The organism is Shewanella sp. DNRA4 (assembly GCF_012843185.1).
GTDB classification, from domain to species: domain Bacteria; phylum Pseudomonadota; class Gammaproteobacteria; order Enterobacterales; family Shewanellaceae; genus Shewanella; species Shewanella xiamenensis.
The window spans coordinates 21,882-36,956 of record NZ_JABAIP010000021.1 but is presented as its reverse complement, the minus strand read 5'-3'; the positions used below and the strand labels follow the sequence as shown (position 1 = coordinate 36,956).

Annotated in this window: 11 protein-coding genes; 7 read left to right on the top strand and 4 right to left on the bottom strand. The window is 47.6% G+C overall.

Translation table 11 applies throughout. From position 1 onward, the window contains the following. Positions 1 to 46: 46 nt before the first annotated feature. Positions 47 to 1,870, top strand: coding sequence for a DNA helicase RecQ (recQ, locus tag HG547_RS19190; protein ID WP_169548740.1), 1,824 nt, complete (start codon positions 47 to 49; stop codon positions 1,868 to 1,870). On the opposite strand, the gene HG547_RS19185 is transcribed toward recQ, so the two are convergent. Next, positions 1,852 to 3,630: a diguanylate cyclase gene (locus tag HG547_RS19185; RefSeq protein WP_169548739.1), complete on the bottom strand. Its 1,779-nt coding sequence runs from the start codon at positions 3,628 to 3,630 to the stop codon at positions 1,852 to 1,854. The two genes, recQ and HG547_RS19185, sit on opposite strands and share 19 nt — an antisense overlap. A gap of 495 nt (positions 3,631 to 4,125) precedes the next feature. Here HG547_RS19185 and leuA point away from each other — a divergent pair, with 495 nt between their 5' ends. The 6 genes from leuA (at position 4,126) to glpK (ending at position 12,445) form a co-directional block, all read left to right on the top strand. Next, positions 4,126 to 5,694, top strand: coding sequence for a 2-isopropylmalate synthase (leuA, locus tag HG547_RS19180; protein WP_047534488.1), 1,569 nt, complete (start codon positions 4,126 to 4,128; stop codon positions 5,692 to 5,694). Between the two features lie 51 nt (positions 5,695 to 5,745). Then, positions 5,746 to 6,840, top strand: coding sequence for a 3-isopropylmalate dehydrogenase (gene leuB / locus HG547_RS19175; RefSeq protein ID WP_047534490.1), 1,095 nt, complete (start codon positions 5,746 to 5,748; stop codon positions 6,838 to 6,840). Continuing rightward, on the top strand, positions 6,840 to 8,264 hold the full coding sequence (leuC, locus tag HG547_RS19170) for a 3-isopropylmalate dehydratase large subunit (protein ID WP_099457355.1): 1,425 nt from the start codon (positions 6,840 to 6,842) through the stop codon (positions 8,262 to 8,264). The genes leuB and leuC overlap by 1 nt, the downstream gene beginning before the upstream one ends. Positions 8,265 to 8,288: 24 nt before the next feature. After that, positions 8,289 to 8,894, top strand: coding sequence for a 3-isopropylmalate dehydratase small subunit (gene leuD, locus HG547_RS19165; protein ID WP_099457356.1), 606 nt, complete (start codon positions 8,289 to 8,291; stop codon positions 8,892 to 8,894). A gap of 529 nt (positions 8,895 to 9,423) precedes the next feature. Beyond that, positions 9,424 to 10,770: an outer membrane protein transport protein gene (locus tag HG547_RS19160; protein ID WP_169548754.1), complete on the top strand. Its 1,347-nt coding sequence runs from the start codon at positions 9,424 to 9,426 to the stop codon at positions 10,768 to 10,770. A gap of 190 nt (positions 10,771 to 10,960) precedes the next feature. Then, on the top strand, positions 10,961 to 12,445 hold the full coding sequence (glpK, locus tag HG547_RS19155) for a glycerol kinase GlpK (protein ID WP_169548738.1): 1,485 nt from the start codon (positions 10,961 to 10,963) through the stop codon (positions 12,443 to 12,445). Between the two features lie 69 nt (positions 12,446 to 12,514). On the opposite strand, the gene HG547_RS19150 is transcribed toward glpK, so the two are convergent. From HG547_RS19150 to HG547_RS19140, 3 genes are all read right to left on the bottom strand, one after another. Next, a complete protein-coding gene (locus tag HG547_RS19150) occupies positions 12,515 to 12,832 on the bottom strand; it encodes a hypothetical protein (protein ID WP_037422850.1) in 318 nt (105 codons plus the stop codon). Positions 12,833 to 12,925: 93 nt separating this feature from the next. After that, entirely contained in the window at positions 12,926 to 13,987 is a 1,062-nt protein-coding gene (locus HG547_RS19145; RefSeq protein ID WP_169548737.1) for a PepSY domain-containing protein, read from the bottom strand. Next, entirely contained in the window at positions 13,984 to 14,718 is a 735-nt protein-coding gene (locus HG547_RS19140; RefSeq protein WP_248278767.1) for a peptidase, read from the bottom strand. Before HG547_RS19140 ends, HG547_RS19145 begins: the two co-directional genes overlap by 4 nt. Positions 14,719 to 15,075: the final 357 nt, after the last annotated feature.

Below are 15,075 nucleotides of genomic sequence, written 5' to 3'. Positions count from 1 at the left end.
TTCTGTCCTTTAGAATAGGCGCCCTTACTTTTTAGCTAGAAGATCCATGGAAACTCAGTTACTCGACATACATGATGATCCGCTGTCTCAACGCCTGGCTCAGGTGTTTGGTTACCGTGACTTTAGGGACGGTCAGCGCGAGGTTATCGAACGTGTATGCAGTGGTGAGGACTGCCTGGTGATCATGCCCACCGGCGGCGGTAAGAGTCTGTGTTACCAGTTGCCCGCACTGCTGATGCCTGGCATCACTATCGTGGTATCACCGCTGATTTCATTGATGAAAGATCAGGTCGACAGCCTGTTGCAGACGGGGGTCAATGCAGCCTATTTAAACTCATCGCAGCCGCGGGAGCAGAGTGTAGAGGTGCTTAGGCAGTTGCATCGAGGCGAGCTAAAACTGCTGTATGTGTCCCCTGAGCGGTTGCTGACGGCTGATTTTATCGAGCGCATGCGCTCCTTGCCGCTGTCGATGTTTGCTATTGACGAGGCGCACTGCATCAGCCAGTGGGGGCATGATTTTCGACCTGAATATGCCGCCCTTGGGCAGTTAAAGCAGCTCTTTCCCCGTGTGCCAATGATGGCGCTCACCGCCACCGCGGATCAGGCGACGCGACAAAATATTTGTGAGCGCCTAGGGATTAATCCCTTTAAATTACTATCGAGTTTCGATCGGCCCAATATTCGCTATACGGTTGCCGAAAAACTCAATGCCGCGAATCAATTACGACAGTTTTTACTGCAACAAAATGGCAGTAGCGGCATTATCTACTGCAGCAGTCGACGCCGCGTGGATGAGGTGGCAGAAAGGCTCACCCTGCAAGGGTTTCATGCTAAGGCTTACCATGCGGGCATGACGGCAGAAGAGCGCGGCGAAGTGCAGGATAGCTTCCTTAAAGATCAAATTGATATTGTGGTTGCCACCGTCGCCTTTGGTATGGGGATTAACAAATCCAACGTGCGCTTTGTGGTGCATTACGATATCCCGAAGAGTATCGAAGCTTATTATCAAGAAACTGGCCGAGCGGGCCGTGATGGACTCGAGGCCGAAGCCTTTATGTTGTTCGATCCCGCTGATATTGGTCGAGTGCGCCATCTTATCGAGCAATCGGAGCCAGGGTCGCAGCAGCAGGTGGATTTCCATAAACTCAATACCATGGCCGCCTTTGCCGAGGCGCAAACCTGTCGGCGCCAAGTGCTGTTGCATTACTTCGATGAAAGCGCATTAGAACCCTGCGGTAACTGTGATATTTGTCTTGACCCGCCTAAGCGTTATAACGGCACCGAAGATGCGCAGAAGGTGCTTTCTTGCATCTATCGTCTCGGGCAACGCTTTGGTATTAATCATTTGATTGAAGTGTTGCGTGGCTCCAAGGGGGCCGCGATTGTTGACCGTGGCCACGATAAGCTCAGTACATGGGGGATTGGTAAAGATAAGAGCCATGAGTATTGGCTGAGTGTTATTCGCCAACTGATCCATTTGGGTCTGGCAAGCCAAGATATTACTCGTGGCTCATCCATCACCTTAAATCCTTCAGCAAGACCGATCCTTAAGGGCGAGGTGGCGCTGATGTTGGCAGAGCCGCGCATTCAACTCACCAGCATAAAGCGTAAAACGACACAGTCGAGAGTGCCGCTTAACTATGATCGCAAGTTATTTGCCCGCCTTAAAACACTGCGCCGCACTATTGCCGAAGAGCAGGATGTGCCGCCTTATCTGGTGTTTAACGATGCTACTTTAGCGGAAATGGCGGCTATGATGCCGACAAGCCCTGGGGAAATGCTGGCAGTTAATGGCGTGGGGGAGCGTAAACTCAGTCGATTTGGCGGTGAGTTCCTCGACGAAATAGCCGCTTATTTAGCGGGGGAGTAGTCGTTTTGTGTATCGGTCACCTTGAGTTTGCTGAGTTGATTGATGTTGGCACGTTTCACTAAAGAATCCAACGTATCAAACTGTTGCATCACTGCAATCCCGATATCGACCTTGCTTGATCCTTGTGATGTTTGAATTGTGGGCGTTAACTGGTTGACGACTCGTTGTGCGCCGCGGGCGGAGGTGTAAGGTAGCACTATCACAATTTCATCCATCGAATACCGTAATAGTATGTCTTGCTCACGGAGTTTATCTTGTAATTTATCGATCAAGGTTGGCAGATCGACTTGGCGAATTTGGCTAGCATTAAAAAGTAATAATGTCAGTGGATAAGCGCCCTGTTTGGCACTATGCAGGGTGAGCTCAAGCTGCTGGATAGGTGCAAGGCGCTTGGATTTGGTGTCAGGTGATGGGGCGTGTTTATTTTGCTTATCAATAAAGTACCAAATGGCGCCACCTAAGAGTGTCATGCTCACTAAAAACAAGGTACTAAAGGCCCAATCTACATTCAGCTCATCCAGTAAGGTGGGATTGCTCTGTGGATCATCTGCGCTGAGTTGCTGTAATCCCTGCTGATTTAATCTGGCTTTAAACTGCAAAATTCGCATGTTGTTTATTGATTCGTTAGCCAGTTCTGCGGCATCGAAGCGCTTTTGTAAAAATTCGTAGGCGAGTTTGTAGTTATCTTGAGTGTGGTAATAATCACTCAATATACCATAAAACCATTTAAGATCAGTATATTGCTTAAGCGTTTCGCCTTGTTCAATGGCAGAGTGCATGAGTGTTAGCGCTGCTTCATCCCTATGTTGTGCAAATCGTACTTGAGCGAGTAAACGAGTCGAACGCATCATAGCAACCTGTTGCTTTTGCTGCTTAAAAGTGTTCATTGCAATGGAGATATACTCTTCGGCTGTATCAATTTTGCCTTTATCAAGGGAAATTGAAGCCAGAATGGCATAGCTGTAGGCGAGTTCAAGTGGGGAGCCTATTTCTGGTAGTAAAGTTTTGGCTTGTTTTTCTAGTTGATCACTGTATTCACGCTCACCATTATCTAGTGCAATCCGCGCGGCATTGCTCAGCAGTACATGCCGGACTTTTCCTTGGGCATCAGCACTTTTTAATGCCAATCTAGTGTAATACATGGCTTGGGGTAAATCTTCGGTGGCATAGAGTAAACTCCCCATCGCAGCATAGACATAACCCTCTGGCGGCCAGACCCAATTTTGCGTTTGAGTATGGATATCGGGATAGATATCAATAGCGATGCGTAAATCTTCAATTGCGGAGGAAAAATTCTCCGTATTGGTATCCAGTTGCCCTCTTAATCGGAGTGCATCGATAAGGGCTTGAGGCTGCTGGTAGCGTCTAGCAAGAGTGATTGCGGAGTCCAGTATGGGTAATGCATCTTTAATATTGTCGTAATTTAGATAGGCATCGGCCTGACAATTCAAAAAATAGGGGCGTGCTTGATCTAACTTAAGCTGTTTAGCATTGGCTTCACCCATTTGCGAAAGATTAATCGCCGCTTCATTTTCACCGAGTTGTAACAGGTTTTGACACTTCAATATACTGAGGCGAAGCTTATCAATATTACTAGTATTATCAGTTTGTTGCTGCTTTTCTAATGCGGTAATTTGTGCCAAAGCCTTGGTTGGATACTGATAAACTTCCCATGTCAATTTATCTAACTGCTCATTAGCGCAAGCCCATAACGGCACAAGCCACAATAATAGGCTCAGCGCTAAGACGCGAAAATCCATTTTTTGCTCCATACCGTGCATTTATTCTAGTATCCGTAACTTCGGGCGAGGATTATAACGTGTCTCAGGCTATTTTTGCATAAAAAATGATTTTTTTGTTAAAAGTTTGAGGTGCAGCATTTAATTTATTTATCTTGTATTGCAAGGGATTAACAATACAACCTTGAGACAAACATATCTGTTTCTGCCATTTTGCAGCAGATATATTAAGGAACATGAAAAAAATTGGGGTTGACACATTTAGCCAAGCAAGTTAAATATTAACCAAAGCAATATTCAATCAACAGAATAAATATTTAATTTAAATGAATAGAATTAGCGGCAAACTCGACCTCCTCCTTCTATCTCTCGCGCCACAAACGCGGAGGTCTTAGTGTTGCTCGCTCGATAGATAGGCAAAACACTCAAAAACCCCGCACCGATGTTGCGGGGTTTTTTGTATCTGAATACAGCAAAAGTTAAATAATGAACGGTGACGTTCCATGGAGAAACCCGATGTCTAACAGAGTCATTATATTTGATACCACCTTACGTGATGGCGAGCAGGCGTTAGCGGCAAGCTTGTCGGTCAAAGAAAAGTTACAGATCGCCATGGCGTTGGAACGTCTCGGTGTCGATGTGATGGAAGTCGGTTTTCCCGTATCTTCCCCTGGTGATTTTGAGTCGGTGCAAACCATTGCTCGCACCATTAAAAATAGCCGAGTGTGCGCATTATCCCGCGCCTTGGAAAAAGATATTGATGCCGCCGCTCAAGCATTATCGGTGGCTGATCAGTTCCGCATTCATACGTTTATCTCCACCTCGACCATCCATGTTGAGAGCAAATTAAAACGTTCATTCGAGCAAGTGTTGGAAATGGCGGTCGGTGCAGTGAAATATGCCCGTCGTTTTACCGATGATGTTGAATTTTCATGCGAAGATGCGGGACGTACGCCGATTGATAATTTGTGCCGTATGGTGGAAGCGGCGATTCATGCGGGGGCGCGCACTATCAATATCCCAGATACCGTGGGCTACACAGTGCCAAGCGAGTTTGGTGGCATTATTCAAACTTTGTTTAATCGCGTACCGAATATCGACCAAGCCATTATTTCGGTTCACTGCCACGATGACTTAGGTCTGTCGGTCGCCAATTCGATTACTGCTGTGCAGCATGGCGCGCGCCAAATCGAATGTACCATGAATGGTATTGGTGAGCGTGCGGGTAACTGCTCTTTAGAAGAGATCGCCATGATCTTAGCAACCCGTAAGAACCTGCTAGGGTTTGAAACGGGGATCAATGCGAAGGAAATTCACCGAACCTCAAATTTAGTCAGCCAGTTGTGCAATATGCCAATCCAGTCGAATAAGGCGATTGTTGGCGCTAATGCCTTTACCCATTCGTCGGGAATTCACCAAGATGGCATGTTAAAAGCGCAAAACACTTATGAAATTATGACGCCAGAGAGCATCGGCCTGAATCGTAACAATCTGAATATGACCTCGCGCTCCGGCCGTCATGTGATTAAGCATCGCATGGAGGAAATGGGCTACAGCGAGCAGGATTACAACTTGGATGCCCTGTACGAACAGTTTTTAAAATTGGCGGATAAAAAAGGCCAAGTCTTCGATTATGACTTAGAAGCCTTAGCCTTTATGGAGACACAAGCCGCAGAAGATAACTTCTACCAATTACAGCAATTGGTGGTGCAATCTGACTCAACCGAAGGCGTGGCCACGGCAACGGTGCGTATTGATGTCGGCGGTGAGATTAAAACTGAGGCCGCTACAGGCAATGGCCCTGTTGATGCAGCCTATAATGCTATCGCCCGCGCGACTGACCGCCGTATCGATATCATCAGCTACAAATTGGGGGCTAAGGGCGTAGGACAAAATGCGCTCGGCCAAGTTGATATTACCGCGGTTTACCATGAGCAAAATTTCCACGGTGTCGGGTTAGCGACCGACGTGGTTGAGGCATCAGCCCGTGCATTAGTGCACGTGATGAACTTGACATGCCGTGCCGATAAGGTTGCAGATTACAAACAGAATATGCATAAAAACAAAGAGCTGGGCGGCGTATAGCCAAGGTAATATCGAGCATAAAGTTTTCACATTGAAGGAGTGAGCGGGCGTATGAGTTATCAAATTGCAGTATTAGCCGGGGATGGCATTGGGCCTGAAGTGATGGCCGAGGCGCGTAAGGTGTTAAAAGCGGTTGAGGCACGTTTTGGTCTTAATATTGAATACACTGAATATGATGTTGGCGGTATCGCCATCGACAATCATGGTTGTCCATTGCCAGAGGCAACACTGAAAGGCTGTGAAGCGGCCGATGCCATTCTATTCGGCTCTGTCGGTGGCCCCAAATGGGAAAAACTGCCGCCCAATGATCAGCCCGAGCGCGGTGCATTGTTACCGCTACGGGGTCACTTCGAACTGTTTTGTAACCTACGCCCCGCTAAATTGCATGATGGTTTAGAACATATGTCACCGCTGCGCAGCGATATTTCTGCAAGAGGTTTCGATGTTCTCTGCGTACGTGAGTTAACGGGTGGGATCTACTTCGGCAAGCCTAAGGGGCGCCAAGGTGAAGGTGAGAGCGAAGAAGCCTTCGATACCATGCGTTACAGCCGCCGTGAAATTAGCCGTATTGCGCGCATTGCCTTTGAAGCCGCTCGCGGACGCCGTAAAAAAGTCACTTCGGTCGATAAGGCAAACGTATTGGCTTGCTCGGTATTGTGGCGTCAAGTGGTCGAAGAAGTGGCGGTCGATTTTCCCGATGTTGAGCTGGAACATATCTATATCGACAACGCGACCATGCAGTTACTGCGCCGCCCCGATGAGTTTGACGTTATGCTGTGCTCTAACTTGTTTGGCGACATTTTATCGGATGAAATCGCCATGCTGACGGGTTCTATGGGCTTGTTGTCTTCGGCGAGCATGAATAGCACTGGCTTTGGTTTGTTTGAACCAGCTGGTGGCAGTGCGCCGGATATCGCTGGTAAAGGTATTGCTAATCCGATTGCACAAATTCTGTCGGCGGCACTGATGCTGCGCCACAGCTTAAAGCAAGAAGAGGCGGCAAGTGCGATTGAACGTGCTGTGACTAAGGCGCTGAATTCTGGCTATTTAACCGGTGAGCTATTAAGTAGCGACCAACGCCATAAGGCTAAATCGACGGTCGAAATGGGCAACTTTATCGCCGATGCAGTTAAGGCAGGTGTGTAATGACTAATCCTTCAATATCAAGCGCTCCGAAAACCCTGTATCAAAAGGTGTGGGATGCTCACGTTGTAGCAACTCCCGAGGGTGAAGCACCGATCATTTATGTCGACAGACACTTAGTTCATGAAGTGACTTCTCCCCAAGCCTTTAGCGGCTTAAAAGTCGCGGGGCGTCAGTTGCGTGCGCCCGAAAAAACCTTTGCCACCATGGATCACAACACTTCGACACGCAGTGCCAGTCTCGATGCCTTAAGCCCGATGGCGCGCACTCAGGTCGAGACCTTGGCGCAAAACTGTAAAGACTTCGGCGTGCGCTTATATGATATTCACCATCCTAATCAAGGTATTGTGCATGTGATGGGGCCTGAGCTTGGGATTACCTTACCCGGCACTGTGATCGTCTGTGGTGATTCTCACACCGCGACCCACGGCGCCTTTGGCGCCTTGGCCTTCGGTATCGGCACTTCCGAGGTGGAGCATGTGTTGGCGACCCAGACACTGCGCCAATTAAAAGCCAAGACCATGAAAATCGAAGTCCGTGGTCAGGTCACCGATGGCGTGACCGCCAAAGATATCGTACTGGCGATTATCGGTAAGATAGGTATGGATGGCGGCACTGGCTATGTGGTTGAGTTTTGTGGTGATGCCATTGAAGCCTTATCGATGGAAGGGCGCATGACAGTCTGCAATATGGCGATTGAAATGGGCGCTAAGGCGGGCATGGTTGCGCCGGATCAAACTACCTTCGATTACTTAGAAGGGCGTGAATTTGCACCCAAGGGCGAAGATTGGGTGCAAGCCGTCGCTGAATGGAAAACACTGAAAACCGATGTTGGCGCTGAGTTTGATGCCACCGTGGTGTTGGATGCTGCCGATATCGCGCCGCAGCTCACGTGGGGTACTAACCCTGGACAAGTCGTTGCTATCGATGCGCCTGTGCCTAATCCTGCCGATGAGGTGAATCCAACGATTCGCGCTAGCATGGAAAAAGCACTGGACTATATCGGCTTAACTGCTGGTACGCCAATGACAGATGTGACGATCAATAAGGTCTTTATTGGCTCTTGCACTAACTCGCGGATTGAAGATTTACGCAGTGCGGCGAAACAGGCGCAAGGGCGCAAAGTGGCTGCGGGCGTTACAGCAATCGTAGTACCGGGCTCTGGCCAAGTGAAGGCGCAGGCCGAGGCCGAAGGCTTAGATAAAATCTTTATCGAGGCCGGATTCGAATGGCGTTTACCGGGCTGCTCTATGTGTTTGGCGATGAACGATGACAGATTAGAGGCGGGCGATCGCTGCGCTTCGACCAGTAACCGTAACTTCGAAGGTCGCCAAGGACGTGGTAGTCGTACGCACTTGGTGAGTCCGGCGATGGCTGCTGCGGCGGCAATCGCAGGGCATTTTGTCGATATCCGTAAACCTTACTAACCGTCACCCCAACAGGAGAAGTTAATGCAACCTTTTACTTGCCATACCGGGCTTGCGGTGATGATCGACAGCGCCAATATCGATACCGATCAAATTATCCCGAAGCAATTTTTATCTAAGGTGACGCGCGATGGATTCGGTGTGCACCTATTTCACGATTGGCGCTATCTCGATGATGCGGGAGATGTGCCTAATCCTGATTTTACTCTAAACAAACCTCGCTATAGCGGCGCCTCGATTCTGCTGGCGCAGGAAAACTTTGGCTGTGGTTCTAGTCGTGAACACGCCCCGTGGGCATTGGTGGATTTTGGCCTGCGCGCCATTATCGCCCCGAGCTTTGCCGATATTTTTTATGGAAACTCCATCAATAACGGTTTACTGCCAGTGAAGCTTAGCGCGAATGAAGTTCGTCAGTTAATGGATGAGGTGGCGAGCGAAGAAGGCGCACAAATCACCGTCGACTTAACCACTTGTAAGGTGACGTCGCCTTCGGGGGCTGAGTTTAGCTTTACACTGGCTGAGTCGGCGCGACATAAATTGCTGAATGGATTAGATGCCATTGGATTGACCTTATCCCACGGGACGCAGATCAGCGAATACGAATCACAAATCCCAAGTTGGCGACGCTGAGCTATTCGGCGAACACTTGTACCTTAATAGATGTTAATCTTAAACGCCTAGTTCGAAAACTAGGCGTTTTTGTTATTTCTGCTTAAGCGGCTAAATGTAATTTATTGTATTTATTATTTTAAAATGAATGGCGGTTTTCCTGTATGGTAAGGAAAATGATTGCTAGTGATTTGTGCTGAATTTTTATGAACAAAACGGCTTACAAGTGTTTATGAGTTTTATGTTGTTTAATGTGTTGTTTTTAAATTAATTTGACTCTTGTGGTGCTTGCCTTGAAAATGCTTTCAGCAAATCTATCTTTGGAAATGCACTGATTGTTCTTGTTTTAAAAGTGATTTATCTCACTAAAAATATTGATTAGATTGTTTTGGCTAGTTTTTTTATCTGTTTTATTCTCGCTTGTTGCAAACATCTTCTGCATCAGTAAACTGCCGAGCATTCAATATGGAGTGTTTGCTCTATTTTGTGTGAGCGCCATTGTGATCCCGTGAATGGCACAAGATAACAATAATATTTTTCGAGAATAATGATGCAAAAACGTCTTCTGACTTTGGCTGTGACTGCGGCCCTATTAAGTACAACGACTCAAGTCCATGCCGCAGGTTTTCAACTTGCCGAATACTCAGCAACTGGCCTAGGCCGTGCCTTCGCCGGTGAAGCCGCTATTGCTGATAATGCTTCGGCACAAGCGCGCAACCCTGCGATGCTGACCTATTTAGAAGGTCGCCAGTTATCTGCTGGTGGTATCTATGTGATGCCAAATGTGGATGTAAAAGGTGATGTGAGCCTAAGCTCGCCTCTGCTTGGTCCTAATCCAATCGTGATGAACGGTGATGCTATCGACGTAGCCGATGACGCTTTGGTACCTAACTTCTATTATTCCAATCAGTTAAATGACCAATGGACTTGGGGTCTAGCGGTAAACTCTAACTATGGTCTTGCCACTGAATTGCCAGCGACTCATGCTGCGGCCATTTTTGGTAACAAGACATCAGTAACGACCGTTGAGTTTAATCCAAACATTGCGTACCGCATCAATGATGCCGTCAGCGTTGGTGGTGGTGTGCGTATCGTTTATGGCGAAGGTGAAATCGGTGCTTCGTTACCGGGCTGGGTGGATAAAATTAAACCCGGTTTACCTCCACAAGTAGCTGGTATGCTGCCTCCTGGTGGCACTGAACTCAAAAGCATGAAGGGTGATGACATTGGCTACGGTTGGCAACTCGGTGCTAGCTGGCAGATTAATCCTGCCCATCGTTTAGGTTTGGCTTACCACAGTGGCGTGCAGCTTGACTTAGATGGTCATGCTTCGGGGGTGATTTACGATGGTGGTCAAAATCTATCAATCGAAGGTTATTTACCCCTTGAGTTACCTGCGTTTGCAGAGTTGTCGTCTTATCACCAATTAACGGATAACTGGGCGATGCACGCCAGTGTTAACTGGACCGATTGGAGTGTATTCGATCAGTTAGTGGCGTACTTCCCTGGTGAAGTTAAGCCAAAGGGCGGCTTAGAATCTGACTTAGTGAAAGAAGAGCACTTTGAAGATAACTGGCGCTTTGCGTTAGGCACGACTTATCAAGTGAACAATGAGTGGTTAGTGCGTGCGGGTGTGGCCTTAGATAAAACGGCGGCAACTAATGAATGGCGTACAACAACTATCCCTGACTCAGATCGTCTGTGGTTCTCTGTTGGTGCAGGTTATCAGGCGACTAAAAACCTGAATGTTGATTTCGCGCTGACTTATATCCGCGCCACGGGTGATGCGCCAATTAACGAGCAGCAAAATCTGTTAAACCTCGCGACTGTTATCTTTAACGGTGAAGCCAGTGGTAATGTCTGGTTAGCGGGTATTCAAATGAGCTACAAGATGTAATATCAAGTTTGATTAAAATAGCCCTGAATCTTCAGGGCTTTTTTGTATCCTCAATCTAATAAGTTGATTTCCGTTTAGGCATGTTTGCTGGTCATTAGGGAAAATTGCGAATATATTCATAACATAATCAACAAGTCATTAGGCTCCATGTCGGTCTAGATACCTCAGCTGAGCCAGACAGGATAGTCGCGTGCAGAAAAAATATGTAGTGGCGCTAGATCAAGGCACAACCAGCTCAAGAGCGATTGTGTTTGACCACGATGCCAATATTGTCAGTGTTTCACAGCGGGAGTTTACTCAACTTTATCCTAATCCCGGCTGGGTTGAACACGATCCAATGGAGATTTGGGCAAGCCAAAGTTCAGTGCTTATTGAGTCGTTGGCTCGAGCGGGGATTCACAGCGATGAAGTGGCGGCGATTGGTATTACCAATCAGCGGGAAACCACCGTTGTTTGGGAAAAGGCAACCGGTAAACCGGTTTACAATGCCATTGTCTGGCAGTGTCGCCGCAGCGCTGAGATCTGTGAGCAACTGAAAGCGCACGGCTTAGAAGATTATGTGCGTGAGAATACCGGCCTTTTACTCGATCCTTATTTTTCAGGCACTAAGATCAAATGGATCTTAGATAATGTGCCGGATGCACGTGCGAAGGCCAAACGAGGTGAACTGTTATTTGGTACGGTTGACACTTGGTTACTGTGGAAACTCACGGAAGGCAAAGTGCATGTGACCGATCCCACCAACGCCGCTCGCACGTTGCTGTTTAATATCCATAGCTTGAGTTGGGATAGTAAGCTGCTTGAGGCGCTCGATATTCCTGCTGCCATGTTGCCCGAAGTAAAACCTTCCTGCAGTGTGTATGGCACAACCCGTATTGCCGGTGAGGGCAGTGAAATTCCACTGGCGGGGATTGCGGGGGATCAACAGGCGGCGCTCTTTGGCCAGCTCTGTGTTGAGCCTGGAATGGCCAAAAACACTTATGGTACAGGCTGCTTTTTGCTGATGAACACAGGTAACAACGCCGTGCGTTCATCCCATGGTTTATTAACCACAGTGGCGGTAGGTGCGCAAGGTGAAGTGAACTACGCCCTCGAAGGCTCAGTATTTATGGGCGGTGCGACTATTCAATGGTTGCGAGATGAGCTGGGACTTATTCGCGATGCCAGCGATACCGAATATTTTGCCTCTAAAGTGTCGGATACTAATGGGGTGTATTTCGTCCCCGCTTTTGTGGGGCTCGGCGCACCCTATTGGGACCCCAATGCCCGTGGTGCATTATTTGGATTAACGCGCGGTGCTAACCGTAATCATATTATCCGCGCGGCATTAGAGTCGATTGCCTACCAGAGCAAGGATTTGCTCGATGCCATGATCAAAGACAGTGGCGTCAGCCTAAAGCGTTTGAAAGTGGATGGTGGCGCGGTCGCAAATGACTTTTTAATGCAATTTCAAGCAGATATTACCGATGTTGAAGTGTTGCGGCCGAGTGTTTGTGAAACGACCGCTTTGGGTGCGGCATTCTTAGCTGGGCTGGCCGTTGGATTTTGGCACTCGGTAACTGAGCTGGAGCATAAGGCCTGTATCGATAAACACTTCAAACCGAATATTGATGCGAGTAAAAGGGAGCGGTTATACGCTGGTTGGCAAGATGCGGTGGCAAGAACGCGCTCTTAGTTTCGTTTAGGCTTGAAACACATAAGGCGCATCCTAAGGTTGCGCCTTATTTATTTAACGGCCAGCACGTTAAACTTCGATATCGATAATATGTTTGTTAGCTGGCTGCGCTGTGTCAGCGGTATCGTCAGTGACTTCAAGTACTTTTCCTTCTTTTAAATCTTGTTTGTCCGCTGCGCGGCGTTTTTTATTGCGACTGGCATTATCCTGTTTACGTCTTTCTCTGACTTTTGCATCTAGGGTGGGTGGCAATTGCGACTGCGGCGTTTCATGGCTATCGGGCGCATTGGCGGTGGCACTGCTCACCTGATCAACGATCCGCTTTGGGGTTAATACGGGTTTTACTGGCTGAGCCAGCATAGCGTAAAGACTGTCCAATCCACTCATAGCGCCTCCTTGGTTTATGACCACTTAACCCTTTATCGGCAGGGGCTGCTCAATATTTAGACTATACGCCGATTGAAGCCTATGCGCGACACTCTACTTTGGCCAATATCTGTGTTGCGCCTTAGTGACGAGTGCAAGTTTGCTAGGGCTGGCCTTGTGTTGGCAGCTTAGGCGAATGCCCTGTTCAAGCTCTGCTGTGGTGAGTTTATCCAGATCATAATCATTGGGGCTGGGCGCCTGCTCGACAAACCTTAGTTTACACAGGCCGCAGCGTCCGCCACCGCCACATTGGGTTCTTAGCCTTTCACTCCCTCGATTAATGCTTTCTAAATAAGTGCCATTGAGCTCAGTAAATTCGGCAAGAGGCTGATTGTCCTGAGTATAAAGCGCCAGTTTTCCTGTTGCGGCCTTACGTCTAAAGAAAGGGAGTGATAACTGACTTTGATGGAATTTATGCCCAAGAATGTAGATACCCGTAAGACCTAATAACAGCGCGGCAATGCTGACGAGTTGTACCAATAAGTGGTTAAAACCAATGCCATTATCGGGAGCATAATCCATAAAATGCAGTATAAAGAGCAGATCTTTAAGATCCGATTGGCGATTTTGGTGGGCAAGAACCAGGCCTGAGGCTGTGTCGATATAAATCCGAGTGCCGACTTTGTCCGCGGCTGTCAGCATAGCAACTGGGCCACTGGCGTCGAATGGCGTTTCATGGGTGAGGATTTGCGGTGCGCTGAGTTCACCAGGGCCTGAGTAACTCTGTTTGGCAATAGCGAGTATCTCGGCATCATGCAAGGATAGCGGTTGGAGTGAGTCCGCCCAAAACCAGCGGTTTTGCTGAGTTGTTGTGAGGGCATACACTGCGCGGCTAAGTACTGAAGTCAACTTAAGCTCGATAATGCCTTCTGCTTGGTATTGTTGCAGTAGTTTTGCTGTAGGAGCGAGAGGCGAATTGAAGCTCTGAGCTTTAGCGGCGATACGATATTGATTAGCATCCAGAAACTGCTCGTCAATTAGGTTAAAGGCCAGTCCTGTTACGATCCAAATCAACAGTTGTAGGCCAACAATAAGTGATAGCCATTTGTGTAGAGTTTGCATCACTAAACTGATATGGCGTTTACTCTCAGCATTCCGTTTGTTTGAGAAGCTCATTTTGGCTCCTCTTGGGAGTTAGTATTGCGAAAACTGATATAGCTCAACGCGATACCAAAGAGTGCGGTCAATAGGGCGAGTGTACTCATTACCGTGAGTAACGGGTTCTGCACATTCTCCCGAGTCTTGTAGTCCATAATGTGCAGCATCCACATTATATCGAACAGCCGCCAGTAATTATGTCGAGCGCTGACCAATTGTCCTGTGACCGCGGAGATATAGAGTGTCGAGTTCATTGCATCGTCCAACTCCAACTGCCATACAGGTAATGCGCGGAGGGAGATTTCATTCGGTGCTGTTTGCTGGTGGAGTGTTGAATGGATGATCTTAGCCTTGCCCGTATATAGTTGCTGAGCGGTGTCGAGTGCTTGTTGTTGATTTAAGAGGGGTAATAATTCTCCCGTCACAGTGCTAAAATGCTGTAATTTCCCCGCTATTTTGGCGCTATAAAAGAGTGTGCTTTGGTGAGCATATAAATTGATTTCTGTTGCATCTGGGTGAGTTTTGATGAAATCCGTCAAGCTATAAGCGGGAGCTTCTACATGGAAAATTGCGGCATTGTTCTTGTTTGCCAGAGGTTTGCCACGGATAAACTCGATATCCATCCATACCATATAAGCACCTGTTGCAATCCATATTAACAATTGAAAGGCGGCGAGGAGTGCAAACCATTTGTGGTAGGTGCGGATCTGAGTTGCGGTCATAGGCGATTTATTTTGAGTTAATCCCATGGGAGTTTTGATCTTCCTCGCAATCGTGAAATAAAAATACTCACCTAATTGCAGAATAAATCTACAACCAAAAATAAAATTTCAGCTATTTATGCTGAAATTTTACACTTTACGGGATCACAAAAAGGTTAATTTTAGGTTTGTTTTGTTACGCGTTGTGAGTCTAGCGTGATTTACCTATGAGGAAAATCCCACATTTACCGAAATTTTGTGGCAGAAATTTCATTGCAACTGCCTGAAAGCAAAAGGCTGCTGTTTTTTTGTCCGCTTTTTATTTCTATGGTTTCCACCGTTTAGCTGATTTTAAGCTGCTCATTTTATCAAAACATTGTCGCTAAGTTATGGGGTCAACATGCT

Coding starts and splice junctions, on each gene's coding strand:
- recQ (WP_169548740.1), top strand. CDS start 47: ATGGAAACTCAGTTACTCGACATACATGATGATCCGCTGTCTCAACGC.
- HG547_RS19185 (WP_169548739.1), bottom strand. CDS start 3,630: ATGGATTTTCGCGTCTTAGCGCTGAGCCTATTATTGTGGCTTGTGCCG.
- leuA (WP_047534488.1), top strand. CDS start 4,126: ATGTCTAACAGAGTCATTATATTTGATACCACCTTACGTGATGGCGAG.
- leuB (WP_047534490.1), top strand. CDS start 5,746: ATGAGTTATCAAATTGCAGTATTAGCCGGGGATGGCATTGGGCCTGAA.
- leuC (WP_099457355.1), top strand. CDS start 6,840: ATGACTAATCCTTCAATATCAAGCGCTCCGAAAACCCTGTATCAAAAG.
- leuD (WP_099457356.1), top strand. CDS start 8,289: ATGCAACCTTTTACTTGCCATACCGGGCTTGCGGTGATGATCGACAGC.
- HG547_RS19160 (WP_169548754.1), top strand. CDS start 9,424: ATGCAAAAACGTCTTCTGACTTTGGCTGTGACTGCGGCCCTATTAAGT.
- HG547_RS19150 (WP_037422850.1), bottom strand. CDS start 12,832: ATGAGTGGATTGGACAGTCTTTACGCTATGCTGGCTCAGCCAGTAAAA.
- HG547_RS19145 (WP_169548737.1), bottom strand. CDS start 13,987: ATGAGCTTCTCAAACAAACGGAATGCTGAGAGTAAACGCCATATCAGT.
- HG547_RS19140 (WP_248278767.1), bottom strand. CDS start 14,718: ATGGGATTAACTCAAAATAAATCGCCTATGACCGCAACTCAGATCCGC.